Raw genomic sequence first — 23,645 nt, 5'->3', positions numbered from 1 at the left:
GAGCCCGCTATGCTCCATAAAATAAAGGAAGAGGCTAAAGTTGTTGATTAGCCTCTTTTTTTTGTGGTAACAGAATAAAATTATTTCTTCTTTTCCAGAACACGTCGAGTAATACTTGTAACTGTGCTTCTGGGGAATAGTCTAGGGGAGTGTGATAATAACCAATTTTGAAAGCCAGGAATAACATATTTTTTTCGCTTCATCATAGCTTTGAAGCCAATTGCGGCTACCTTTTGCGGGTCCATCGTTTCCTCTGTTGTAGACACTTTTTGTTTATCCATTTTAGCATTTTTAAAGAAATCAGTAGTCGTAGCACCTGGGCATAAGGCTGTTACACTAACATTGGTACCTTCTAATTCAGTGGCAACTGCTTCTGTTAAGTATAGCACGAATGCTTTAGATGCAGAGTAATTTGCGCTTAGTGGGCAGGGGTAAAAGGAAGTTGTCGAGCCAATATTAAGAATGCGGCCGCTATCTTTGTCAACCATATCTTTGAGGAATAGCATCATGAGATGAGAAACAGCATGAACATTCAATTGTACCATGTCAAGCTCACTTTTGATAGATTGTTCATGAAGCATCCCATATGAGCCTCGTCCGGCATTATTGATTAAAACATCAATTTCAATTGATCGTTCTTTTAGATGATTGTATAACATATCAGGGCCATTACTTGTGGCTAAGTCAACGGTTATAAAATAGGTATCAACCACATAAGTCTGCTGCAAATAATTGACTGATTCTTGCAACTTTTCCTCATTTCGTGATGCTAGAATTATTCGATACTGCTTCTGTGCAAATAACTTGGCAAATTCGTAACCAATCCCGCTTGAACCACCTGTTATGAGAACGGTATTCATTCCTATCTCCTCCATATTTTAATTTAAAAAACTACTATAATCAAACAACTAAATATTTAATTATATAGTTATAAAGTGTTTGGAAAAGTTTACTCATTTTTAGAAGTTTTGCTTGCCATTATTTTTTCAGTGGTATTTAAAAAGGCTTTAAGTTGTGGTACGGCATCTTCGATATGAAGAGAATAGAAAATTTCTGTGCCTTTTTTATTTGCGTTCACTAAATTAGCTTGACGCAATATTTTTAAATGATGAGAGATGGCTGAGCGTGACATTGATGAATGTTCTAGAATTTGACTGACGTTTAGTTTCTCGTGTTTCGTAAGGATCATAATAATGTCCTGTCTAATTGGGTCAGCCAAGGCAAGAAAGATTTCGCTGCAATTTCTTAATTGTTGATGTACTTTTAGTTCCAGTTGAGTAGTATGTGAAGGTTTCAATTTAATCGTCTCCTATTTGATTAAATAACTAATTATTTAGTTGTTTATTTTAAAGTAATGGAAATCAATCTAAATGTCAAGTGTTTATAGTAATTATTAAGGCTAAGCATTGAGTGAAAGTATGCTTAGCCTTAATAAACCGTTTTAAGAGTTTATCTATTTTGTCTTTTTTTCTTTTGACAATCTGGATGATTACAGTAAGAATAATAAGTCGTCACCTTCTGCGTTGGTAATGCATCAATCGAACTTCCGCAATTTGAACAAATCACAATCCCCATTGCCAATCCTTTTTTTGTAGAGTTCATCTTAATGTCCTCCTTTTGGTGATCAATCATTTCTTATATATAATATACATTATTTATTTATATAACACAACATATAAATTAAATAATGTGCACTAAATAATTAAATAGCTGAAATAATACGATTTTGTATTAAAATAGTGAAAAAATGGGAAAACGAATAACAAGATAGAAACATAACATACTAGCAAAGAGAAAGTAGGTGGATGAATGAAAATAGGTGTACCGAAGGAAATTAAAAGTAACGAAAATCGTGTCGCAATGACTCCTGCAGGCGTGATGATGCTGACGCAGGCAGGTCATGAAGTGAAAGTGGAGAGTGGGGCAGGGAATGGTAGTGGTATAAGTGATCAAGCCTATCAAGATGTTGGGGCAATCATTGTTCCATCTCCTGATCAAGCCTGGGCGCAGGAGTTAGTAGTCAAAGTGAAAGAACCGCAGCCATCTGAGTTCTCTTTCTTTCGTAAAGATCTGCTCCTATTTACGTATATGCACTTAGCTGCCGAGAAAGAAGTAGCAGATGCATTAATAAAAGCAGAAACTACCGGGATTGCATATGAAACAGTGCAGGGAAGATATGGCGACTTGCCATTGCTAACACCAATGAGTGAAATTGCGGGGCGAATGTCCATCCAATCAGGGGTTCATTTTCTCGAAAAAACACATGGCGGTAAAGGGGTCTTAACAAGTGGTGTACCAGGAGTATCACCTGCAAATGTTGTGATTGTTGGTGGTGGCATTGTCGGAACAAATGCAGCAAAGATGGCGATCGGTTTAGGTGCTAATGTGACAATTTTAGATATCAATATTCAACGATTACGGGAATTAGAGGATTTATTTCAGGGCAAAATTCGTACGCTTGCCTCTAATAAATACAACCTAACCGAAAAAGTAAAAAAAGCTGATTTAGTAGTCGGTGCTGTGTTAATACCTGGTGCTAAAGCTCCTAAGCTTGTAACCGAGGAGATGGTTCAATCGATGGAACCAGGCTCTGTTATCGTTGATGTAGCAGTCGATCAAGGTGGATCAATCGAAACCATTGATCGTGTTACTACTCATCAGGATCCTGTTTATGTTAAGCATGATGTCCTTCATTACGCGGTCGCGAATATTCCAGGAGCAGTTTCCCGTACGGCGACCTACTCACTGACGAATATGACTGCCCCTTATGTGATGCGTCTCGCTAATCAAGGATTTGAAAAAACGATGAAAAGCGATCCGAATTTTGCTCTTGGAGTTAATACCTACAAGGGCAAGGTTGTTCACCAAGCTGTGGCAGATGCGCTTGGATATCCATACGCTGAAATATCCAGTTTATAAAATTGCGGCGCTTGGAAATTCCTCCAAGCGCCTTTCTATTTGGTTAGCAGGGACAAGGTAGTTCAAGCAAAAGTGGATGATCGGAGCAGAGAAAAGTACGAAAGCGGGTTACATTCAAACAAAATAACAACTACATAGCCCAACGATAATCAAATTGGACACAGCAAAGGCTGAGACAATTAATATCCCAGCCCTCATTGATGTTATTCAAAAACAGCAAGCTCTTCTTCAATTGCTGTGCGGATCTTGTCCAACGTTTCCTTAGGTGTTTTGCCATGGATTCTGCGATTGTTTACCAGCGAATACGGTTTGAGCCGGCACAACCCGCAGAAGCTTAAGCAGTCACTAATCAGAACGGCCACCTCAGGATATTCGGATTCGATCAGTGTTTCTATATCAAATGTATTCATTAAATTGCTATCACAAATTTCTACGACAACGATTCCCATCCTATCACCTTCCATCTAAATCCGTCTTTTGCTTGTACAGATTTGCAGAGAATCATGTTATAAATTAACGCTTGAAACATGCTTTGTCAATAGTTAAGCTTAGGCAAAAAGAGACTGCACTATACGAAAACTAAAAACAATGGCACCAAAAAAGAAACAATAACAGCACTAATCGTCATTGACAACGCACTGACAGATCCTTCAAGTTCTCCTAACTCCAATGCTTTCGATGTACCAATCGCATGAGAAGCAGTACCAATACCTATTCCTCTTGCTACAGGGTGGGTAATTCGGCAAAGTCTCAAGATCAGAGGACCGAACATCGCACCACTAATACCGGCAATCATGACGAACACTGCCGCCAACGCTAAATTGCCATGGGCGGTGTCTGTAATACTCAGTGCAACAGGAGTGGTAACAGATTTAGCTGCCACTGTTTGAATAATGAAATTTTTAAATCCGAGCAGTTTGGCACCGATGATCCCGGTTAAAACACCAATCACCGATCCGGCAAACACACCGGTAAGAATCGTCCGGGCATATCGCTTAATTAAATCGAGCTGTCGATACAATGGTAAAGCCAATGCGACTACGACGGGTCCAAGAAATTGATCGATCCATTTGCCACCATTCCAATAATCGGGGTAAGAAAAATCTGTAGTCAATAATACAATGACAAAAAATACAGACGTCAAAAAGATTGGCAATGTAAAAGGAGTCGGAATTCTCTTATATACTTGTTTGGCAATCGCGAAGACAAGTATGGTGACCAGGAAAAAGCAAGCACCAGTGATGATATCATTCATGGCTATCAGCTTCTTTCTTTAGAAGTAACGAGGTGAAGAGACTGCTGATCGAAACGACCAAAAAGGTACTCAGCATCGTGAGGGGGATTAACAGACTTCCTTTTCCAGCAAAGAAGTGAAGATGTTCCACAACCCCAACCGTTACAGGAACAAAAAAGATCGGCATGTCTTTCATAATGAAGTCGATGCCGTCCTCGATCCATTTTACTTTTATTATTTTAGTTGTAAGGAGCACAAAAAAGAGCAGCATGCCGATGATGCTACCTGGGATAAAGAGTGAGAACACTTCCTGGATCCATTCACCAATATAAGAAAAAATAAATAACACACTTATTTGTAAAACAATTCGAATATATTTCATGTTACATCCTCCGCTATTTATCATACGCCTAACCGAAAGAAATGCGCAACCCCTTTATAGAATATACACAGGATTATCCACATAAAAAAGCTTATAATTAACAATGCAAACACACTTATGAACATTATCCACAAATTAAGTAGCTGAAACCATCTGTATAACTGCCCTTATCAAAACAAGATCCACAAGCCTTATACACATTGTGCACAGGTTTGTGGATAACAGTTCAAATTGCTTCTTCGTTTTCTTTGGCCGATTCTAAATGGGAGAAGTACGTTTCTTTTTTGATCACATATAAGTCATAAACAGGTTCTTCCTGGTCACAGTTTATTTTAGCAAAAACCCCATCATATACTTCATTTCCATGCATGACATATGGAATCTTTAAGATCGCCTTTAAAGAACGTGTATTAGTACGGCGGATCTTAATGAAAATAGTATCAATCGGATGATGGCAAAACATCTCATTAAAGAAAGCATCCTTTGCTAATTTGTTATAGCCTTTGCCGAAATAGGGCTGGCCGATCCATGTAGCCAGAAATCCGCCATTATTTTCGATATCAAATAAATTAATCGTTCCAATTGGATTATAATATTCATCCATAATCGTACGTGAAATCAATTCACCGTTTTCTTCGGCCTCTATGGTTTGTTTCGTTAAAAAGTAAAATTCATCACTGGAATATGCTTTGTGTCTAACATACGGAAAAACTTCAGGATGTGACATTAATTCGAATAAAACCGGTGCGTCCTGAACATCTCGTTTTTTAAGCATAAAAAATCCCTCCTTAATTACTTTGGAGGGTGGACAAAGAAGACAGAATTGTAGTGCATGATAGTGTCTTTACCACCCTCGAATTTTTATCAAAATTTAAACAAAAATTCGGGGTGGGAATCGAACCCACTAGAACCAGCTATAACTGGTGGCGCACCATTTGCCTTCCCTATATAAACGTCGCAACAATAATACTTGCTCATTTCTCTCCTTATATTACACAATAAAGCTAGTAATTGTAAATAGGTAAATGCAAAAAAAATACGAAAAAATATTGAGTAAAATGAAGGAATATTAAGAAAACTTCATTATTAATTGATGAAAACGTCATAAATGGATGAAAATGACGAAAAAAAGCTGTTATTCGTAGATTTTATTCAACGCCATCTCAATAGTTGGGAAGTTGAACTCATAGCCTAAATCCATTGCTTTCTCTGGAAGTACCTTCTGACCATCAACCACTAAAATGCTCATATCTCCTAAAACAGTTTTCAGTAAAAATGTTGGCGTCGGAAACCAATTCGGCCGATGTAATACTATACCGAGTGTTCGGGCTAAGGCTTTGTTCTGAACAGGCTGAGGACTTGTTAAATGAAAGGCTTTATTCACTTCCTTATTGTGAATGGCAAACAGAATCAATCCAACGACATCATCAATATGAATCCAAGAAACCCATTGCTTACCGGAGCCGATTTTCCCTCCGACAAATAAGCGGAAGGGCATTGCCATCAATGGAAGTGCACCTTCTTTGCCCAGGATTACTCCAAGTCTTGCGATCACTGTTCGTACACCGTATGAGCGTGCTTCAACAGCAGTTTGCTCCCATGCTTGGGTAACTTCAGCTAAGAAATCATTCCCTTTTTCTTCAGAGAATTCAGTAAAGGTCTGGTCCTGTGATGTGCCAAAATAGCCGACTGCTGATGCGTTAATAAGTACTTCTGGCTTTGTATTCATCTTCTTGATTAAATCGATCAACGCATAAGTTGCATTAATTCTGCTTTGAAAAATTTTATCTTTCTTTGTTTTTGTCCAGTATCCGAATAAGGAATCGCCTGCAAGATTGACGATGGCATCAATGTCAGGCAGCTGCTGTTCAGGTTGATATTCCTCATTCAGCCAGCCAATATAGGTTACCTTTTCTTGATTGTGATGCTGATCTGGATTTCTTGTTAATATATAAACATTATGTCCATTGTTAGTCAAAGCTGTTGTCAGATTTTTGCCTACATAACCTGTTCCACCTGCAATAACGATATTCATAAGTGCTAACCCCCTGTTATAATTTGTAGAACAAATGTTTGTGTGATAGAATGGTGTAAAGAGGTGATCATGTTGCCCGAAATAGCTAAAATCACAACGCAAAAGAAAGCGAAGGATCGTTATAATATTTTTCTGAAAGAACATGAGAATGAATATTACGGATTTAGCGTGAATGAAGATCTGCTGATTACGTTTCATTTACATAAAGGTCAGATGTTAACCCCTGATATGATTGCACAAATCCAGGAAAAGGATTCTTCCTATAAGGCATATACCCTTTCTGTTAGGTATTTAAGTTACAGGATGCGATCTGAGCAAGAAATTGTTGATTATTTAATACGAAAAGAAGTTGATGAACAGTATATCGACGAGGTAACGGCTCGTTTGAAACGGGAAGGGCTAATTGATGATCTAGTTTTCGCCGAAGCCTTGGTCAGGACAAGAATGGAAACTTCGACGAAAGGTCCTCTCCTTGTGAAGAAAGAATTGGCAGACAAAGGTGTAAATGCAGACTTTACAGCACAAGCATTATTACTTTTCTCATTTGATAAGCAATTTAAAAAAGTAGAGAAATTAATTCATAAGAAATTATCCGCATCAAGTAAAAAATCATATCAACAACAACTGGACAGCGCTAAACAAACAGCTATCCAAAAAGGATTCGGCTTCGATGTTATTTCAGAGGTGATCGGCCAGATCAATTCAACCCGTGATGAAGAAGAAGAATATAATGCTATTGTATTTCAAGGTGAGAAGTTGGTGACAAAATTTCAAAAGAAAGAAGCCGGCCAAGGATGGAAGCTTAAGGTGAAAGCAGCCCTGTTCCGAAAAGGATTCCCAGCGGATTTAATTGAGCGTTTTCTAGATGAATATGCAGAAGAGCACTAATTAGTTAGTGCTCACACTTTGTTGAACATATGCAATTGCCTCATGCACATTGTCGACAACATTTGCAGCTTTTTTTCGTACTGCTTCAGGAGCGGTACTCATTGCAAAGCTGTTCGGTGTCATCTCAAACATCGGAATGTCATTAAACGAATCTCCAATAACCGCTATTTCATCAGGTTTAATCGCTAGGTATTCTGCTAATGCGATTAATCCTACTGCTTTACTAACACCCTTCGGTACGATATCTACACAACGTGGATCAGATAAATAACTTTCACAGACCGCATGGAATTTCTCATGGATATCTGCTTGAAATGCTACGATATCTTTTTGTTCACCTAAAAGCATATATTTACTCGGTAAGAAATTTTCCTGGTATTCATCAGCAAAATCAACACCTTCGACAAGAGGAAAGTAGAGAATTTTTTCCATTGCCTCGATTTCAGGCGTTTTGACGGAAATATATGCTTCATCTGCAGTCGTGACACAGAATGGATTAGGAAATTGACTGATCGCATGGTGCAGGGCACTGCTTGTTTCGATATCAAATGTGTTGGCAAGTATTCTTTCGTTACTCTTCGTATCGACAAATGCACCATTCTGACTTATACGATGCGCAGGTGTATTGATTTTCTCACAAACTTGAAGAATATCTCGATCCATCCGTCCTGTAGCGATGGCAAAGTCAATGTTACTGTCTTTCAAGAGCTCAATTGCTGATATGTCTTCCGTTTTGATACGATTACCGTGTTTTAATAAAGTGCCATCCAAATCAGTTGCAAATAATTTTATCAAACAGAATCATCCTTTTTCTAAGATTCCTTTTTATTATACTAGTTAATGCAGAAGAACAACAATGATATAAAATCAGTTTACGATCTTTTTACATTTTGCCAAATAATGATAAAATTAAAGCATCATTACAGATGGTGGTGTAATTATGGAACGCAGATATAGCACATACACAGTAGAAGAGTTGCGAGCAGAAGTGGCACAATTAAAGGAACAATTACAAAAGGCAGAGCAGTGGGGGAATGTCAGTGAGTATGAGATTCTTCAGCGAAAAATGCAAATGGCCGCTGCCTATTTGGTGAATCCAGCTGATTTCAAAAAGGGAGAGCGTTATGAATTAGCAGGCGATCCTGGACAAACTTTTGAAATTACGTATATAAATGGAGTATTTGCCTGGGGACATCGCATCAATCTTCTCGGTCAGAAGTTTGAAACAGAAGAAGCGGTCCCATTATCTATTTTAGGAGATAAGCAGTAAAATACTAGGAGGAATTCGATGCAGGAAGGAATAAAAAGACTTGCAGCTGAATTAAATGATGTGAATCCATCGCTAACCATTTTAGAAGCCCGCAGCTGGGTGGAGTTATTATGGGAGGATTTCGAATCAACCAGAGCTAAAGCAGGTCGAGAATACGAAGGAGTAGAAGTGACGCAGAAAATCGTCAGACACTGGATCCAGCAATACGGTGATCGTTTAGATGATTTTATGACACGCTATCCTAAATATCAGGAAATGATTTATGGTGAAAATAATACGAAGCATTAAAAAAATGGCTCTGTCATCGAGAGACAGAGCCATCATGTTTCACACCATATCACCGAGGTTTAATTTGTCTTGTAATTTTTCTTCTGAAAAAACCCAGCCGGTGTAAGAATTCATCACCTTCATGTTTTCATCGATCTGTACAACGGCAACGAATGGATAGTGGCCGTCTGATCGATAGCGTAGATCTACAAACCGTACTTCATTAAAGTCATCATACATATTTATTTCCCACCGGTAAATCGGAGAAAAGGATAGAAACGCTGAAACATTTTTATCCTCTAATGCAAGATTCATTAATGGATCATCTGGAATTGGAATCTGATAAAATTTATCATCGATTTCAATGTGGCCTTCCCTTATGTGTCCCACAAAATAATGCTGATCAGTCGTAAAACATATCCGCCAAATATTTTGTTTCGTTGTTGGAGAAGTAGCGATTTGACTAACATGATCATAATGTTCATGTATCATTTTGACGATTTCGCGCTTGTCGATATACCTTTTAATGTAATACAATACTATAATGATATAAATCATTGGCCACAAATATCCAGGGTTTGCACTTAATATCCATGCCACAATTCCGATTACATGCAGGCTGAATATATAAGGGTCAAATGTGCTGATAAAGCCATATGCAACCCACCTTTTTGTAAATGGGCGATATGCTTGTGTCCCATACGCATTAAATATATCTACAAAGACATGGAGAATAACAGCTAAAAATGTCCATAACCATAAATGAAGAAAATTAACGTCAGGAACGAATAAATAGATAATGGATGCAATGGCAATCCCCCAGAAGCAAACTGCAGGAATAGAATGCGTAATACCCCGATGGTTACGGATATACGCGGCATTGTTCCGTAATTTCAGCACGGTATCGAAATCTGGTGCATGTGAACCGACGATGGTTCCCACCATAATTGCGGTAAATAATGTTGGATCTTGTTGTACGGCCGGATCTAATGTTGCAAAACCGCCTAAAGCAATTCCCATTGCAATATGTGTGCCAGTATCCATCTGTAGCTGCCCCTTTCTAGTCTTAATCAATACTGTATTACGAAGGATGAGGAATCATTGAATTATACATCTACTATCAATATACCCCAATTCCGTGAGGATCTAATCACATGGTTTGAGAAAGAACAGCGGTCGTTACCATGGAGAGAGAATCGTGATCCTTATCGAGTATGGGTATCTGAAATCATGTTACAACAAACAAAAGTTGATACCGTTATTCCCTATTTTAAAAATTTTATCGACCATTTTCCAACGTTATCGGCGTTAGCAAACGCAAATGAGCAAGAAGTCTTAAAAGCCTGGGAAGGATTAGGCTATTATTCACGTGCTCGTAATTTGCAAACGGCGGTTAAAGAAGTAGTCGAACAATATGACGCGAAAGTGCCGGACGATCCCAGGCAGTTAGGCGATCTGAAAGGTGTTGGTCCGTATACTAAGGGTGCTATCTTAAGTATAGCATACGGAATTCCAGAGCCTGCCGTTGATGGCAATGTCATGCGAGTATTATCAAGAATTTTGCGAATAGAAGAAGACATTGCCAAACCAAAAACAAGAAAAACATTTGAAGCGGCGGTTCGTGATCTGATTTCGAGTGAAAATCCATCTGCTTTTAATCAAGGTCTCATGGAATTAGGAGCGCTGATCTGTACACCAAAAAGTCCGAGTTGTTTACTGTGTCCGGTTCAAGAGCATTGTACTGCTTTCCGCGATGGGGTGGAACAGTCTTTACCTATTAAGAAGAAAAAAACAAAGCAATCTGTCCATACTTATTTTGCGCTAGTAGTGGAAGATGATACCGGAAAATTCATTTTAGAGCAGCGACCGAATCAAGGCTTGCTGGCACAGCTTTGGCAATTTCCTATGGTGAAACCTGTTGAAGTAGGAGAACATTACATAGCCGCTTATGTGGAAGAGAAATTTGATGTCAAAGTGTCTGATATGCAGAAGTTAGAGACTGTAAAGCATGTTTTTTCCCATTTAACATGGTTTTTAGAAGTGCGCTACATTCGGGTCAAAGGTACATTGCATGCAGCGGATAAAAATATGGTACTGGTGACAAAAGAAGAAATGACGCCATATCCACTACCCGTTTCCCATCAAAATATTTATAAACAATTGCCGTGATTTATGCTGTTTGTTAAGTAAACTTCATAAAATTAATCTCCATCGAAAAGTATTATTTTTTTGGATAAAAAAAATGATGCTGGGTAAATTAATAGTCGTGGAGGTGATATTGATGGCTAAACAAAACAATCCAAACAACCCAAGCAAAACAAATGCACAAGAAGTACAGCGTCAAAATCAACAGGCAGCACAAGGTCAAGGACAATATGGTACTGAGTTTGCAAGCGAAACAAATGCACAAGAAGTACGCAAACAAAACCAAAAGTCTCAAAACAAAAAGAAATAACAATGGTAATAATAAAAACCTGATTCCCAATGGGGGAATCAGGTTTTTTTATATATGGGTAAAGAAGAGAATGACTGTTTTGGTGGAGTTTGATATGAGTTCTTATATACGGATTATGTAAACTAACGTTGCATCCATTTTGAAATGTTTAGTGTGCTAGGTTACCGCTCCGGCCAACCACTTCGCGTCCTGCGGGGCACGGCTGAAGCTAACTTTGTGAAGAAAGGGCTTCACAAAGTGGATCTTCCACCACCTGCACGTCCCGCGGGAGTCTACATGTTTGGCCTACGCTCATGTTTAGCTCTACAACTAATGTGACAGAAAGGATATAGAGCACTATCTACAAGGCTAAACTCATTTTAGTGTTTCGTAATGCCTAGCACTGCTGATTACAGCTGTTGCAAACATTGTACAACTTCTATTTCCGGAGCTTGACTTAGCACACTAAACATTTCAAAAATACCACAATGACATACATTTCCACTTTACATAATCCGTATTATAGGTAGTTGCATATATAATGTTGATTGTCAGGAGAGCTTTTGCAGATGCTACTTGATTCCTCTTCAGCAGGTTTAAGATCGCCTGCCTACGTTCATAATTGATTAAAGACGAATTGGCACTTGTGAATACCGATTGTATTATTTTCAATTGCCTATAAATATCGTTATAATGATTAGTACCACGAAATAAAAGAAAGGAAGATACGAATGGATGGCCTTGAACCAGGAAAGATTATACAAATTCAAAGCTATAAGCATAACGGTCAGCTCCATCGTGTCTGGGATACCACTACTGTATTAAAAGGGACGAGTAATCGGGTAATAGGAGCTAATGATAAAACACTCGTGACCGAAAGTGATGGTCGAACATGGATAACTCGGGAACCAGCAATATGTTTCTTTCATGCTAAGTATTGGTTTAATGTCATCGGTATGTTACGTGACGACGGCATCCATTATTATTGCAATATTAGTTCTCCATTTGTTTTTGAAGACGGAGCAATCAAATATATTGATTATGATTTAGATGTCAAAGTTTTTCCAGATATGACTTATACGCTATTAGATGAAGATGAGTATGAAATTCATAAACAACAAATGAATTATCCGAAAGTTTTGGACAAAATATTATGGAACAACGTCGACAATTTACTGAACTGGATACGACAACGCAAAGGACCATTTTCACCAGAATTTGTCGATCAATGGTATGAATTCTACTTAACATATCGTTCGTAGTGGATTCATCGGATTGGGGGCTGCATCATTGGATAGTATAAAAAGATATATGCAATATGTCTTTCCGTATAAATGGAAGATATTAATAACGATACTGATAGGGATTGTGAAATTCGGAATCCCTCTTTTAATGCCTTTAATTGTCAAATATGTTATCGATGATATCGTCGGGGCAGAGAACATGACATCGGACGAAAAACTTACACAATTATTTTGGCTGATGGGAATAGCCGGTGTGTTGTTTATTGCTTTAAGGCCACCGATTGAGTACTATCGACAGTATTTGGCACAATGGACAGGAAATAAAATATTGTTTGATATTCGCGAAAAATTGTTTGATCACATTCAGCGGCTTAGCTTGCAATTCTATTCACGCTCGAAAACTGGCGAAATTATTTCCAGGGTAATAAATGATGTCGAACAGACAAAGAATTTTGTCATGACAGGGCTTATGAATATATGGCTGGATTTAGTTACAATTGTTATTGCTATCATCATTATGTTATTTATGGATGTCTGGTTAACCATCGTATCAATTGCGTTATTCCCACTATACGCCATATCTGTGAAAATTTTTTATGGGAAATTACGTGACTTGACCAGAAACAGATCACAGGCACTTGCCCAGGTGCAAGGCCATTTACATGAACGTGTTCAAGGGATTCCGGTGACGCGTAGCTTTGCATTGGAAGATTATGAAGAGAAGGAATTTGAGAAAAAAAATCAAAACTTCCTGCAACGAGCCATTGATCATACGTCATGGAATGCTAAAACATTTGCCGTTATGAACACGATAACGGATGTCGCTCCATTACTTGTTATTGGTTTTGCTGGGTACTTTGCAATTACAGCCAATCTAACGGTAGGTACGATCGCTGCCTTTGTTGGATACATGGATCGTGTGTACAGCCCGCTGCGCAGGTTGATTAGTTCATCGACCGTATTAGTTCAATCGATTGCTTCGATGGACCGTGTTTTTGAACTAATGGATGAAAAATACGATATTAAAGATAAGCCAAATGCAACGAAATTGCAAACAGTCGATGGTACCGTTGAATTCGACCGTGTTTCCTTCCAGTATGAGAAGGATGGAGAGCTAGTCTTGAATGATATTTCGCTACAAGTTAATCAAGGCGAGACAATCGCTTTGGTCGGGATGAGTGGTGGTGGAAAGTCAACCATTATTAGTTTAATTCCGCGCTTTTATGATGTAACGAGCGGTCGGATTTTAGTAGATGGTCAGGATATTCGAGATGTCCAGGCTCGATCCTTACGTGATAATATCGGAATGGTTCTGCAAGATAATATTTTATTTAGTGAATCGATTGAAATGAACATCCGCATGGGAAATCCGGAAGCAACCGATGCAGAAGTTGTAGCAGCGGCCAAGGCAGCAAATGCTCACGGATTTATTACCGAATTAGCAGATGGTTACAATACGCTTGTAGGAGAACGGGGTGTGAAGTTATCAGGCGGTCAAAAACAGAGAATCGCGATCGCACGCGTTTTCTTGAAAAATCCTCCTTTACTAATCTTGGATGAGGCGACTTCAGCGCTTGACTTAGAAAGTGAGCACTTGATTCAGGAAGCATTGGAAAAACTCGCATCAGATCGAACCACCTTCATCGTTGCGCACCGTCTGTCGACAATTACACACGCAGACCGAATCGTACTGATCGAAAACGGTGAAATCGTCGAACAAGGCACCCATCAACAATTAATACAACAACAAGGCCATTATTACAATCTTTATCAAGTACAAGAATTGGATGTATAAATGAAAAAAACGCTGTTTAGATGAACAGCGTTTTTTATTATGATAAGAAATTATAAACTAGCTTATGTGTAATGTTGAAATGATTCATGTGCCAGAATATCGCTCTGGCCAACCACTTCGCGTCCTGTGGGGCATATTTCCGGAGTTTTGTTTAGCATATAAAACATATCAAAATTACTACATTGACATACCTGGTATATTTACATAGTACTTTATAGGTAGGTTCCGGTTTTTCCTAGGAACTAGAACAACGTAGGAATAATCCTTCTATTTTTTCGTTTCTTTTTGAAATTGAAATCAAGGTCATCGTGAAACTTTTGATAACTATTTAAAATACGTTGCAGATGTAACGTTTCTTTATGGTATTCCATCAGTCTTGCTGCCAATGGCAATAATGCCAGGCGATCCTTGTCGTCTTTTTCATATACATTAATTAATGTCTGTACGAGGTGAGAGATATCCGGATCGGTGATATCCTCAATGGAACGTGTCGGATCTTTTTTAATTTTTCCCATCGCACTTAGCAGCAGACGTTCGTGAGAATAAATGATTTTATCTAGTTCATCTACGAGTACATCCTGGAACTCCTTTGGAATGTTTTCCACTTTATCATCATATTGATGGAAAGCTTCCAAAGTGGCGAGTGAACGTTTTGATGTATTAATCATTTGGCGAAAGATAATCAGTTTACGCATTTTTGGCAAGCGTAGTTTTTTTCGGTAAATACGTTCTTCGCTAAACAGCAGGTACGTGTTGTCGATAATTCTTACCTCTGCCTGGATTCGGTCGATTTCGGTTCTTAGTGCCGGGTCATCGGATAAATGACGGGTAGAAATACGGAGCCACTGCAGAATATCCGACGTGACACGATCAATCGATTTAAATAATCTAAGCTCATATTTCGGTGGTAAAAATAACATGTTAATTAAAGATGCGGACAAGATCCCTATCAATAGTGCGGAAAAACGAAAACCAGCAAATGTAAATAGCATCATTTCTGTTGTTTCCATTACTGCCAAAACAGCTAATATAGCCAGTGTAATCGTGTTTTCTGTTAATTTAAAATACATGCATAGTCCGATAACGATGATAATGGTTAAACCGATCACAATAGGGTCATTTCCGAAGCCGTACACGACGAGTACCCCGAACGTTACCCCGAATAAATTGGCATATATTTGTTCCAGCATGGTCTGAAAAGAACGATGAATATTTGGCTGTACAGCAAAAGCTGCCGCGATTCCCGCGTAAGTAGCTGCTGCCAGTCCGAGCATTTGGGCAATGTATAGTGCAACTGTGATGGAAAATCCAGTTTTTAACATTCTTGCGCCTAACTTCATAATAAATCATCCTTACAAAATAATATCAATAATTTCAGTATAGCAGTTTTGTCGAATACATGTGGTAGTAGTGAACTAACAAAAAAAACCAAGCATGAAAAAGAAGTATCCGAGAACAATAAATATAGTAATATATATCCGCTGAATGGAAGGGAAAAACGTGAAAGATAAAAAATTAGATCTGATGGCTCTTGCGTCCATACCATTAGTTATGACATTAGGAAATTCTATGCTGATCCCGATTCTTCCCATTATTGAGAAGGAAATCGGTATCAGTGCATTTCAATCCAGTTTAATTATTACGGTGTATTCGATTGTGGCTATCCTTCTCATCCCATTTGCCGGATACTTGTCCGATAAAATTGGGAGAAAAAAAGTAATCGTTCCAAGTTTGATCATTACAGGGATAGGTGGCTTGATCTCTGCGTTTGCAGCCTGGAAATTGGATAACCCGTTTATGATGATTTTAATAGGTCGGTTTCTGCAAGGTATCGGTGCTTCCGGTGCCTTTCCGGTGGTTATCCCAACAGTCGGCGATATGTTTGATGACGAATCAGACGTTAGTGCGGGCCTGGGCTTAATTGAAACATCCAACACATTCGGAAAAGTGCTAAGCCCTATTATCGGCGCACTACTAGCTATGTTTATTTGGTTTCTGCCGTTTTTATTCATCCCGATTTTTTCGGGAATTGCCATAGTGTTAGTGCTATTCTTCGTCAAAGCACCAAAAGATCAAAAGCAAGAGAAGAAGCAGTCGTTTAAAAAATTTCTGCAGCTTATTAAGCAAGTGTTTCGCGATAATGGAAAATGGCTTGTGAGCACTTTTTTAATTGGTTGTATTAATATGTTTATTTTGTTTGGCTTTTTATTTCATTTTTCTTCCTTGTTGGAAAAGCAATTTAATTTGGAAGGCGTAATCAAAGGCATGGTCCTGGCGATTCCACTATTATTTTTATGTATTGCTTCCTATGCAGCAGGTAAGAAAATAGGGGAGAATAAAGTCGTGATGAAGTGGGCGATATTGACCGGAAACGCAGTAGGTGGAATTCCACTGATCTTCATTCAAACAGATGGCTCGTTGTTTTTTCTATCTTTTCTGCTTTCTGTTGCAGGAATCGGTATCGGTATTTCATTGCCAACACTGGATGCTTTAATTACGGAAGGTATTGAAAAAGATATCCGAGGAACCGTAACTTCACTTTACAGCAGTATGCGATTTCTCGGTGTAGCAGCAGGTCCACCAATTATTGCTATTTTTATCGAAAACAAAATCGACTGGATGTATTATTTCTTGGCGGGATTAAGTGCCATCGCCTTATTGATTTGTTTCTTTGCGATTAAACCGGGAAAAGAAGAAGCGAAATAACTTTTTGAGCCTGGAGGAGATGGTAAGTGAAGCTTCAGGCTATAGCTCAGTTTGGAATGGTGCTTTCGGCTAAAGGAGAGGAAAGTTCAAGCGTTAACTGAGTTTGGGGTGGTGCTTTCGGCTGAAGGAGAGGAAAGTTCAAGCGTTAGCTGAGTTTGGAATGGTGCTTTCGGCTAAAGGAGAGGAAAGTTCAAGCGTTAGCTGAGTTTGGAATGGTGCTTTCAGCTGAAGGAGAGGAAAGTTCAAGCGTTAGCTGAGTTTGGGGTGGTGCTTTCGCCTTAAGGAGAGGAAAGTTCAAGCGTTAGCTGAGTTTGGAATGGTGCTTTCGGCTAAAGGAGAGGAAAGTTCAAGCGTTAACTGAGTTTGGGGTGGTGCTTTCGGCTGAAGGAGAGGAAAGTTCAAGCGTTAGCTGAGTTTGGAATGGTGCTTTCGCCTAAAGGAGAGGAAAGTTCAAGCGTTAGCTGAGTTTGGAATGGTGCTTTCAGCTGAAGGAGAGGAAAGTTCAAGCGTTAGCTGAGTTTGGGGTGGTGCTTTCGCCTTAAGGAGAGGAAAGTTCAAGCGTTAGCTGAGTTTGGAATGGTGCTTTCGCCTTAAGGAGAGGAAAGTTCAAGCGTTAATTCAGTTTGAGATGGTGTTTCCGCCGGGAGTGTAATATTAACTGTGTAAGTAAGAAATGCGTACGGTTTCTTACTCACACAGTTTTTTTATTTGTTAGAATAAAAGTATAAAGCTAAAGGAGTGTTTGAAATGGGGAAACCAAAAAGAGATCCTAACTCCGTAGATTTAGCGAACAAGATTATCGAACAGTATCAACCTGAAACAGTAGAAGACATGCAAAATGCATTAAAAGACATTTTCGGACCAATGTTTGAGACGATGCTAAAAGGCGAAATGGACCATCACCTAGGATACTCCTCCAATGAAAAGGGCCAAAAAAATACGGAAAACCGACGTAATGGATACGGAAAGAAAACGGTCAAAACATCAACTGGAGAAGTGGAACTAGAAGTGCCAAGAGATCGTGACGGCTCCTTCGAACCACAAGTCATTCCCAAACGCCAACGAGATGTCTCAGCTATTGAAAACAAAGTAATTTCCATGTACGCCCGTGGTATGTCTCAAAGAGATATCTCTTCGACTATTGAAGATATTTACGGGTTTTCTGTGTCTCATGAAATGGTGTCTAACATTACGGATCACGTGTTAACAGAATTAGAAGAATGGCAAACCAGACCCTTACAACCGTGTTATCCTTTTGTTTTTGTAGACTGCCTTTATGCCACTATTCGCAATGACTATGAAACGAAGAAATATGCGGTTTATACGATGTTAGGCTACACCATGGAAGGCAAAAAGGAGATACTTGGCTTATGGCTTAATGAAACCGAAAGTAAGCATAAATGGATGCAAATCTTTGATGAGATTAAAACAAGAGGGGTAGAAGATATTTTCTTTCTATCTATCGATGGCGTGAGTGGCTTAGAAGAAGGTGCTCGTGCCATATTCCCGGCATTAACAGTCCAACGTTGTATCGTTCACCTTATTCGAAATTCACTTAAATATGTACCAAGTAAAGACTATAAACCTTTCACAGCTGCTTTACGAAAAGTATATGGAGCATCTAGTCTAAAAGCTTGTCGCAGCGCCTTTGAAACCTTTCAACAACAATGGTCTTCTTATCCTGGAGCCATTGATGTGTGGAAACGTCATTTTTCTCATGTGGAACAGCTTTTTGATTACGGTAGTGCGATTCGCAAAATCATGTATACAACAAATGCCGTAGAAAGTGTTCACTCCAGCTATCGTAAAGTTACCCAAAAAGGAGCATTCCCACACGAGAATGCCCTATTAAAAGTCTTATATTTACGAACAAAAGAACTTGAAAATAAATGGGAAGGTGGCCATATTCAGCAATGGGCCATGGTGATGAACCAGTTATTAATTCATGACCACCTCAAGGATCGTGTATTAAAGTATTTGGAATGACTTACACACTTTTCTTGACAAGCCCTTTCCGCCTGAAGATATACAAACTTCAGGCGTTTGCCAATTTGCAAGAAGCCTTACACCTGAAAATGCTCCCCCAATTTCACCACTCAACCCCTAATTCCCAAAAGACTCCCACCCCAAAAAAGGTTCCGATTATCGTAATCGGAACCTTTTCATCTTTAAGAAGCCATCTCAGCAAAGACTTTATCAATACAAGCGATCGTCTCTTTAATATCATCCTCGGTATGAGCAATGGTCAGGAACCATGCTTCATATTTGGATGGTGCCAAGTTAATACCTTGTTGCAGCATTAATTTGAAGAACTGTCCAAATTTTTCGCCATCAGATGCTTCTGCCTGGGCATAATTTGTGATTGTTTCTGAACCAAAATAGAGCGTTAGTGCCCCTTTAAACGGTTCACAGTAATCTTGATGCCGTGTTTTTCGGCAGCGTCCAGCATTCCTTTTTCCAACATTGCACCAAGGTGGTCTAATCGATCATAGAGCCCAGCTTCTTCTAATACCTCGAGACACGCAATCCCGGCGGACATGGATGCAGGGTTACCTGCCATGGTGCCGGCTTGATAGGCTGGCCCAAGTGGGGCGACGGTTTCCATGATTTCCTGTTTACCGCCATATGCTCCGATTGGCAGGCCGCCTCCGATAATTTTGCCAAGGGCGGTCATGTCTGGTTCGACACCGACGATTTTTTGAGCGGAGCCGTACGTAAAACGGAAAGCGGTAATCACTTCATCATAGATGACGAGTGCGCCAGCGTCATGCGCGAGATCATTGACCTGTTGCAAAAATCCTTCCGCAGGCTCGACGATACCGAAGTTACCGACAATCGGCTCAACAAGAATGGCGGCAACCTGATCGCCCCAATGATCAAGTGCTACTTGAAATGCCTCGATATCATTGAACGGAACGGTGATTACTTCCTGCGCAGTTGCTTTCGTCACTCCAGCAGAATCAGGATTTCCTAAAGTGGATGGGCCAGAACCTGCCTGTACCAATACTGTGTCAAAATGGCCATGATAACAACCGGCGAATTTGATCACTTTTTCGCGGTTGGTATAAGCACGGGCGACACGAACGGTAGTCATGACCGCCTCTGTACCGGAATTAACAAAACGGACTTTTTCCATAGAAGGAATGGTTGCTTTTAGTTTTTGGGCAAAAATATTTTCCAGCTTTGTTGGTGTACCGTAGAGCACGCCTTTTTCCGCGGCTTTTTTAATCGCTTCGGTAATATGAGGATGAGCATGGCCAGTGATGATCGGTCCATAAGCGCCGAGAAAATCGATGTACTTATTGCCATCAACATCCCAGAAATACGCGCCTTCACCTCGTTCCATATATACCGGTGTACCGCCGCCTACGCCTTTATACGCGCGTGATGGTGAATTGACTCCACCGACAATGTGCTGTTGTGCTTCTTTATGTAAAGCTTCTGACTGAGTAATTTGCATGAAAAAACCTCCAAGTAAGAAAATGCACTCTCTATTATAGCATTTTCTCACATGGAGGGGAAAACAGCTTACATCACTTGTTTTATTTTGTTAATATACAGGCCTCTGACAAAGAAAAAGTAAATCACGTAGATCGCCAAATAGCATGAGATTAACAGGATACTCGGCAAAAGAATCGATGACTCGAGCATATTTTGCAGCGCCCAAAAGGCAAAGCCGGCATGGACTACAGCGAATACGAACGGCGTGAAAAATAAATAGCCTATCTGGCGAGTTGCTGATTGTTTCATCTCTTTGACGGTTAAGCCGATCCGGTATAAGGATTGATACCGCTGGATATCCTTGTCAAGATCCTGGTACAGCTTAAAGTAAAGGATCGAGCCTGCCGCTAAGAAGAATAAGACACTGACGAATAATCCGAAAAATAAGGCATAGGAGAAAGAGTCTCTAAACATCAAGTACTGATCTGCAGTAGAATGTGTAACCGTAATATCGGTGTCCGCTAGCGCCAGTTTTTCCGTTATCATCTCGGCGTTACTTGTCCAATTGTCGATGAATAACGCCACGTAACGGTAATGTTCGTTTGGCTGTGCAACAGCTGCAAACTCACTAAACGTACGATCCGGTACGACAACCGTATAGGTCGTTTGAAAGTTTGGATTAAGGATTGATTTAGCTGCTGCTCTCGCCTGTAACGTCACCTTTGCCTCTTCCGATTCGATGGTGAGCTGATCTTGATTAAATGGAGCGACCGCCGTCATGTAATGATACTGTAGCAGCATGGCTTCATCGTTTCCCAACTGTATGACAGATTCTCCTTGCAGTTCTGCTAATGCGCGGTAATCGGAATAGGCAAGTAAATCAATCCAGACTTGTTCTCCATCAATCATTGTTTGCGCCTGGGTCCGATCGACGATTAGCGTTTGAAAAGAAATATCCTCCTGCTTCAGCCCATCGGTTATTTTTTTAACTTCTTGATCCATCTGGGCAATATTTTCTTCCCCTTTACTAAGGAAGGAAGCATCCTGTGGTATATAGGCCGATGCTTCTGTTTCTGCACTTTGGTATATTCCATAGATCACACCACTCGCTGTAAATGCCACTGCGCTTAATATCGTGACAAAAAATAAGAGACGAGCATGATCCTTTAATTTATAGCCGAGATCAGAAATCGTTAACAGGTTCGTTTTCTTCAGATACAGTGTTTTGTTTTTCTTCAAAAGGTGGATCAATAATACCGAGAACTGAGTGTACAGCAGATAAGTTCCCGGAACGATCAGTGCAAGAATGATAAACATTCGTTCGAAAATTGTGATCAAGTTGGCGGTAGCGGCTAAATAATAAGCGGCGATCACTAATGCCAAACCGATGATAGACAGAATCCAAGAGAATTTTGGTGTCTTTTTCGGACCGCGAGCTCCTTTAAAAAGACTGACAATCGAATTTAATCTTAATGTCCAAACGACGAGGATCGAATTGATCTCGAACATGACAAAATAACCAGCAACTGTCAGAGCGAGTGCCTTCCAGGCGATCACGAACCCAAGCGATTCCTCTAAATCAAGCAAATTCGAAAAACCCATGATAAAAATATTGGCAAACAGTGTCCCGACAAGAAGACCGGCGATGATTGAAACCAGACCGATAATCGTATTTTCTAAAATTAATAAACGGTTCAGTTGCCCTTTGCCGATGCCTAATGTCATTAAGATCGCATACTCATGCTTGCGTGATTTAACAAATGCCCCAGTCGAATAGAGGATGAACAAAAATGAAAAGACGAAAATGATGATCTCCACTGCAGTTATGCCACGCTGGACCGTTTGGCGGAAAGTATGTCCTTCCATTTCTGGGTGAAACATAATGACTGCATAAATGAAGAAGACAGCCACCGAAAACATACAGCTGAAAAAGTAGCTGAGATACTGACGGAAGTTTCGCTTCACATTATTAAACGCGAATTGTCTGAAGGTCATCCGTATCTCCCCCTAGCATCGACTGCACATTTAAGATTTCCTGGAAAAAGGCTTGCCGACTATCTCCTTTAACCAGTTCATTATAGATGCGGCCATCCTTAATAAACAGAATACGCTGGCAGAAGCTTGCGGCATATGGATCGTGCGTCACCATCAGAGTGGTTGCTTCTTTATGCTGATGCAACTGGGATAAGGCGTTCATCACTTGCTTCGATGATTTCGAATCAAGATTCCCGGTTGGCTCATCGGCAAAAATAATCGCAGGCTCATGAATAATCGCTCGCGCAATCGCTGCCCGCTGCATTTGCCCTCCGGAAACTTCAAAACTGCGATTACGCAAAATCGAATCAATCCCCAATTGTTTGGCCACTTCCGCAAGCTTCTTCTCCATCTCCTTCACTTTCCAGCCGTCCAGTGTAAGAGGGAGCATGATATTTTCTTCTATTGTTAATGTATCTAGTAAATTAAAATCTTGAAAAATAAAGCCCATTTCTCTTCGTCTGAATTTTGCCAGCTTTGATTTATTTAAGCGGTTGATTTCCTCACCGTTGATGGTCAGTTTTCCGGCCGACAACCGGTCAATCGTTGACAGCATATTAAGCAATGTCGTCTTTCCGCTTCCGGATGGGCCCATCACGCCGACAAATTCTCCTTTTTCAATCGCAAGTGATAGATTATCGATCGCTTTGTGCTCAACTCCACGCTTACTGCCGTATACTTTTGATATATTACTAGCCTCTAATACATTCATCGTACGCATCCTTTCTTTTTTTGCTGTAGCTTCATTATATCGATTCTGGGGTGAAAGACCTATTGATTATTCTTTCAAAATAAAAAAGAAATCTTACAATTTTGTAAGATTTTTTAGGGGTGGGAGAGGATGAAGTATGAGAGAATGCTTCACTCGGACAAATTCGCGTGTTATGGAGTGAGAACTGTCCGAAAGAGGTGCTCACTCGGACAATAACTCATGTCACGAAGCGTGAATTGTCCGAAAGAAGCGTTTAATCAGACAATAGCCCAGAATCAAAGTAC

General features: G+C 39.8%; 23 protein-coding genes and 1 pseudogene. 10 read left to right on the top strand and 14 right to left on the bottom strand.

The window, feature by feature from the left end; genetic code table 11:
• Nucleotides 1-80: 80 nt before the first annotated feature.
• The 3 genes from MUN88_RS01470 to MUN88_RS01460 form a co-directional block, all read right to left on the bottom strand.
• The gene (locus MUN88_RS01470; protein ID WP_244719988.1) at nucleotides 81-860 is read right to left on the bottom strand and encodes an SDR family NAD(P)-dependent oxidoreductase; all 780 of its coding nucleotides are present in this window, start codon (nucleotides 858-860) and stop codon (nucleotides 81-83) included.
• A gap of 89 nt (nucleotides 861-949) precedes the next feature.
• Nucleotides 950-1,297, bottom strand: coding sequence for an ArsR/SmtB family transcription factor (locus MUN88_RS01465; protein WP_244719985.1), 348 nt, complete (start codon nucleotides 1,295-1,297; stop codon nucleotides 950-952).
• 152 nt (nucleotides 1,298-1,449) lie between these two features.
• Nucleotides 1,450-1,602, bottom strand: coding sequence for a GapA-binding peptide SR1P (locus MUN88_RS01460; protein WP_244719983.1), 153 nt, complete (start codon nucleotides 1,600-1,602; stop codon nucleotides 1,450-1,452).
• A 207-nt stretch (nucleotides 1,603-1,809) separates the two neighbouring features.
• Here MUN88_RS01460 and ald point away from each other — a divergent pair, with 207 nt between their 5' ends.
• Nucleotides 1,810-2,919 carry an alanine dehydrogenase gene (gene ald, locus MUN88_RS01455; RefSeq protein WP_244719980.1) on the top strand — a complete coding sequence of 370 codons (1,110 nt, stop codon included), beginning with the start codon at nucleotides 1,810-1,812 and terminating at the stop codon, nucleotides 2,917-2,919.
• A gap of 203 nt (nucleotides 2,920-3,122) precedes the next feature.
• Here the strand turns inward: ald and MUN88_RS01450 are convergent, their stop codons facing one another.
• From MUN88_RS01450 to MUN88_RS01430, 5 genes are all read right to left on the bottom strand, one after another.
• Complete coding sequence (locus tag MUN88_RS01450) at nucleotides 3,123-3,368, bottom strand: YuzB family protein (protein WP_244719977.1); 246 nt, start codon at nucleotides 3,366-3,368, stop codon at nucleotides 3,123-3,125.
• 119 nt (nucleotides 3,369-3,487) lie between these two features.
• Nucleotides 3,488-4,174: an LrgB family protein gene (locus tag MUN88_RS01445; RefSeq protein WP_244719974.1), complete on the bottom strand. Its 687-nt coding sequence runs from the start codon at nucleotides 4,172-4,174 to the stop codon at nucleotides 3,488-3,490.
• Entirely contained in the window at nucleotides 4,167-4,535 is a 369-nt protein-coding gene (locus MUN88_RS01440) for a CidA/LrgA family protein (protein WP_244719971.1), read from the bottom strand. Before MUN88_RS01440 ends, MUN88_RS01445 begins: the two co-directional genes overlap by 8 nt.
• Before the next feature lie 226 nt (nucleotides 4,536-4,761).
• A complete protein-coding gene (locus tag MUN88_RS01435; protein WP_244719968.1) occupies nucleotides 4,762-5,310 on the bottom strand; it encodes a GNAT family N-acetyltransferase in 549 nt (182 codons plus the stop codon).
• Nucleotides 5,311-5,670: 360 nt separating this feature from the next.
• Nucleotides 5,671-6,570, bottom strand: a complete 900-nt coding sequence (locus tag MUN88_RS01430; protein WP_244719965.1) for a TIGR01777 family oxidoreductase — start codon at nucleotides 6,568-6,570, stop codon at nucleotides 5,671-5,673.
• Nucleotides 6,571-6,639: 69 nt separating this feature from the next.
• Here MUN88_RS01430 and recX point away from each other — a divergent pair, with 69 nt between their 5' ends.
• A complete protein-coding gene (recX, locus tag MUN88_RS01425) occupies nucleotides 6,640-7,458 on the top strand; it encodes a recombination regulator RecX (RefSeq protein ID WP_244719962.1) in 819 nt (272 codons plus the stop codon).
• On the opposite strand, the gene MUN88_RS01420 is transcribed toward recX, so the two are convergent.
• Nucleotides 7,459-8,253, bottom strand: a complete 795-nt coding sequence (locus tag MUN88_RS01420) for an HAD family hydrolase (protein ID WP_244719960.1) — start codon at nucleotides 8,251-8,253, stop codon at nucleotides 7,459-7,461.
• A gap of 145 nt (nucleotides 8,254-8,398) precedes the next feature.
• Between MUN88_RS01420 and MUN88_RS01415 the strand changes: the two genes are divergently transcribed.
• The gene (locus MUN88_RS01415) at nucleotides 8,399-8,728 is read left to right on the top strand and encodes a YfhH family protein (RefSeq protein ID WP_244719958.1); all 330 of its coding nucleotides are present in this window, start codon (nucleotides 8,399-8,401) and stop codon (nucleotides 8,726-8,728) included.
• 18 nt (nucleotides 8,729-8,746) lie between these two features.
• A complete protein-coding gene (locus tag MUN88_RS01410; protein WP_244719955.1) occupies nucleotides 8,747-9,016 on the top strand; it encodes a YfhJ family protein in 270 nt (89 codons plus the stop codon).
• Between the two features lie 39 nt (nucleotides 9,017-9,055).
• Here the strand turns inward: MUN88_RS01410 and MUN88_RS01405 are convergent, their stop codons facing one another.
• Nucleotides 9,056-10,039 carry a metal-dependent hydrolase gene (locus tag MUN88_RS01405; protein WP_244719953.1) on the bottom strand — a complete coding sequence of 328 codons (984 nt, stop codon included), beginning with the start codon at nucleotides 10,037-10,039 and terminating at the stop codon, nucleotides 9,056-9,058.
• Between the two features lie 57 nt (nucleotides 10,040-10,096).
• Here MUN88_RS01405 and mutY point away from each other — a divergent pair, with 57 nt between their 5' ends.
• The 4 genes from mutY to MUN88_RS01385 all read left to right on the top strand — a co-directional run bounded on the left by mutY (nucleotide 10,097) and on the right by MUN88_RS01385 (nucleotide 14,468).
• Nucleotides 10,097-11,164, top strand: a complete 1,068-nt coding sequence (gene mutY / locus MUN88_RS01400; protein WP_244719950.1) for an A/G-specific adenine glycosylase — start codon at nucleotides 10,097-10,099, stop codon at nucleotides 11,162-11,164.
• A 112-nt stretch (nucleotides 11,165-11,276) separates the two neighbouring features.
• Entirely contained in the window at nucleotides 11,277-11,450 is a 174-nt protein-coding gene (locus tag MUN88_RS01395; protein WP_244719947.1) for a gamma-type small acid-soluble spore protein, read from the top strand.
• Nucleotides 11,451-12,160: 710 nt separating this feature from the next.
• Nucleotides 12,161-12,691, top strand: a complete 531-nt coding sequence (gene ntdP, locus MUN88_RS01390; RefSeq protein ID WP_244719944.1) for a nucleoside tri-diphosphate phosphatase — start codon at nucleotides 12,161-12,163, stop codon at nucleotides 12,689-12,691.
• A 28-nt stretch (nucleotides 12,692-12,719) separates the two neighbouring features.
• Nucleotides 12,720-14,468 carry an ABC transporter ATP-binding protein gene (locus tag MUN88_RS01385; protein WP_305852488.1) on the top strand — a complete coding sequence of 583 codons (1,749 nt, stop codon included), beginning with the start codon at nucleotides 12,720-12,722 and terminating at the stop codon, nucleotides 14,466-14,468.
• 242 nt (nucleotides 14,469-14,710) lie between these two features.
• On the opposite strand, the gene MUN88_RS01380 is transcribed toward MUN88_RS01385, so the two are convergent.
• Complete coding sequence (locus tag MUN88_RS01380; protein ID WP_244719941.1) at nucleotides 14,711-15,808, bottom strand: FUSC family protein; 1,098 nt, start codon at nucleotides 15,806-15,808, stop codon at nucleotides 14,711-14,713.
• 160 nt (nucleotides 15,809-15,968) lie between these two features.
• On the opposite strand from MUN88_RS01380, the gene bcbE reads away from it, so the two are divergent.
• The gene (bcbE, locus tag MUN88_RS01375) at nucleotides 15,969-17,174 is read left to right on the top strand and encodes a bacillibactin exporter BcbE (RefSeq protein ID WP_305852487.1); all 1,206 of its coding nucleotides are present in this window, start codon (nucleotides 15,969-15,971) and stop codon (nucleotides 17,172-17,174) included.
• 747 nt (nucleotides 17,175-17,921) lie between these two features.
• Nucleotides 17,922-19,160, top strand: a complete 1,239-nt coding sequence (locus MUN88_RS01370; RefSeq protein WP_369809927.1) for an IS256 family transposase — start codon at nucleotides 17,922-17,924, stop codon at nucleotides 19,158-19,160.
• Nucleotides 19,161-19,342: 182 nt separating this feature from the next.
• On the opposite strand, the pseudogene MUN88_RS01365 reads toward MUN88_RS01370, so the two are convergent.
• The 3 genes and pseudogenes from MUN88_RS01365 to MUN88_RS01355 form a co-directional block, all read right to left on the bottom strand.
• Nucleotides 19,343-20,634: pseudogene (locus MUN88_RS01365) on the bottom strand (glutamate-1-semialdehyde 2,1-aminomutase).
• A 68-nt stretch (nucleotides 20,635-20,702) separates the two neighbouring features.
• A complete protein-coding gene (locus tag MUN88_RS01360; RefSeq protein WP_244719932.1) occupies nucleotides 20,703-22,610 on the bottom strand; it encodes an FtsX-like permease family protein in 1,908 nt (635 codons plus the stop codon).
• Nucleotides 22,585-23,361 (bottom strand): ABC transporter ATP-binding protein, encoded by a 777-nt coding sequence (locus MUN88_RS01355; RefSeq protein WP_244719930.1) that lies wholly within the window; start codon nucleotides 23,359-23,361, stop codon nucleotides 22,585-22,587. Before MUN88_RS01355 ends, MUN88_RS01360 begins: the two co-directional genes overlap by 26 nt.
• Between the last annotated feature and the right edge of the window lie 284 nt (nucleotides 23,362-23,645).

This window comes from Gracilibacillus caseinilyticus (genome assembly GCF_022919115.1).
GTDB classification, from domain to species: Bacteria; Bacillota; Bacilli; order Bacillales; family Amphibacillaceae; genus Gracilibacillus; species Gracilibacillus caseinilyticus.
Note: the sequence above shows the minus strand (reverse complement) of the source record. Positions and strands in the feature narration are given on the sequence as shown.

What these genes read in the sequence shown, in the direction of transcription:
- ald (WP_244719980.1), top strand. Translation starts at nt 1,810, where the DNA reads ATGAAAATAGGTGTACCGAAGGAAATTAAAAGTAACGAAAATCGTGTC.
- MUN88_RS01405 (WP_244719953.1), bottom strand. Translation starts at nt 10,039, where the DNA reads ATGGATACTGGCACACATATTGCAATGGGAATTGCTTTAGGCGGTTTT.
- MUN88_RS01430 (WP_244719965.1), bottom strand. Translation starts at nt 6,570, where the DNA reads ATGAATATCGTTATTGCAGGTGGAACAGGTTATGTAGGCAAAAATCTG.
- MUN88_RS01370 (WP_369809927.1), top strand. Translation starts at nt 17,922, where the DNA reads ATGGGGAAACCAAAAAGAGATCCTAACTCCGTAGATTTAGCGAACAAG.
- ntdP (WP_244719944.1), top strand. Translation starts at nt 12,161, where the DNA reads ATGGATGGCCTTGAACCAGGAAAGATTATACAAATTCAAAGCTATAAG.
- MUN88_RS01415 (WP_244719958.1), top strand. Translation starts at nt 8,399, where the DNA reads ATGGAACGCAGATATAGCACATACACAGTAGAAGAGTTGCGAGCAGAA.
- MUN88_RS01460 (WP_244719983.1), bottom strand. Translation starts at nt 1,602, where the DNA reads ATGAACTCTACAAAAAAAGGATTGGCAATGGGGATTGTGATTTGTTCA.
- MUN88_RS01440 (WP_244719971.1), bottom strand. Translation starts at nt 4,535, where the DNA reads ATGAAATATATTCGAATTGTTTTACAAATAAGTGTGTTATTTATTTTT.
- MUN88_RS01410 (WP_244719955.1), top strand. Translation starts at nt 8,747, where the DNA reads ATGCAGGAAGGAATAAAAAGACTTGCAGCTGAATTAAATGATGTGAAT.
- MUN88_RS01435 (WP_244719968.1), bottom strand. Translation starts at nt 5,310, where the DNA reads ATGCTTAAAAAACGAGATGTTCAGGACGCACCGGTTTTATTCGAATTA.
- recX (WP_244719962.1), top strand. Translation starts at nt 6,640, where the DNA reads ATGTTGCCCGAAATAGCTAAAATCACAACGCAAAAGAAAGCGAAGGAT.
- MUN88_RS01395 (WP_244719947.1), top strand. Translation starts at nt 11,277, where the DNA reads ATGGCTAAACAAAACAATCCAAACAACCCAAGCAAAACAAATGCACAA.
- MUN88_RS01450 (WP_244719977.1), bottom strand. Translation starts at nt 3,368, where the DNA reads ATGGGAATCGTTGTCGTAGAAATTTGTGATAGCAATTTAATGAATACA.
- MUN88_RS01355 (WP_244719930.1), bottom strand. Translation starts at nt 23,361, where the DNA reads ATGAATGTATTAGAGGCTAGTAATATATCAAAAGTATACGGCAGTAAG.
- MUN88_RS01360 (WP_244719932.1), bottom strand. Translation starts at nt 22,610, where the DNA reads ATGACCTTCAGACAATTCGCGTTTAATAATGTGAAGCGAAACTTCCGT.
- MUN88_RS01380 (WP_244719941.1), bottom strand. Translation starts at nt 15,808, where the DNA reads ATGAAGTTAGGCGCAAGAATGTTAAAAACTGGATTTTCCATCACAGTT.
- MUN88_RS01470 (WP_244719988.1), bottom strand. Translation starts at nt 860, where the DNA reads ATGAATACCGTTCTCATAACAGGTGGTTCAAGCGGGATTGGTTACGAA.
- MUN88_RS01445 (WP_244719974.1), bottom strand. Translation starts at nt 4,174, where the DNA reads ATGAATGATATCATCACTGGTGCTTGCTTTTTCCTGGTCACCATACTT.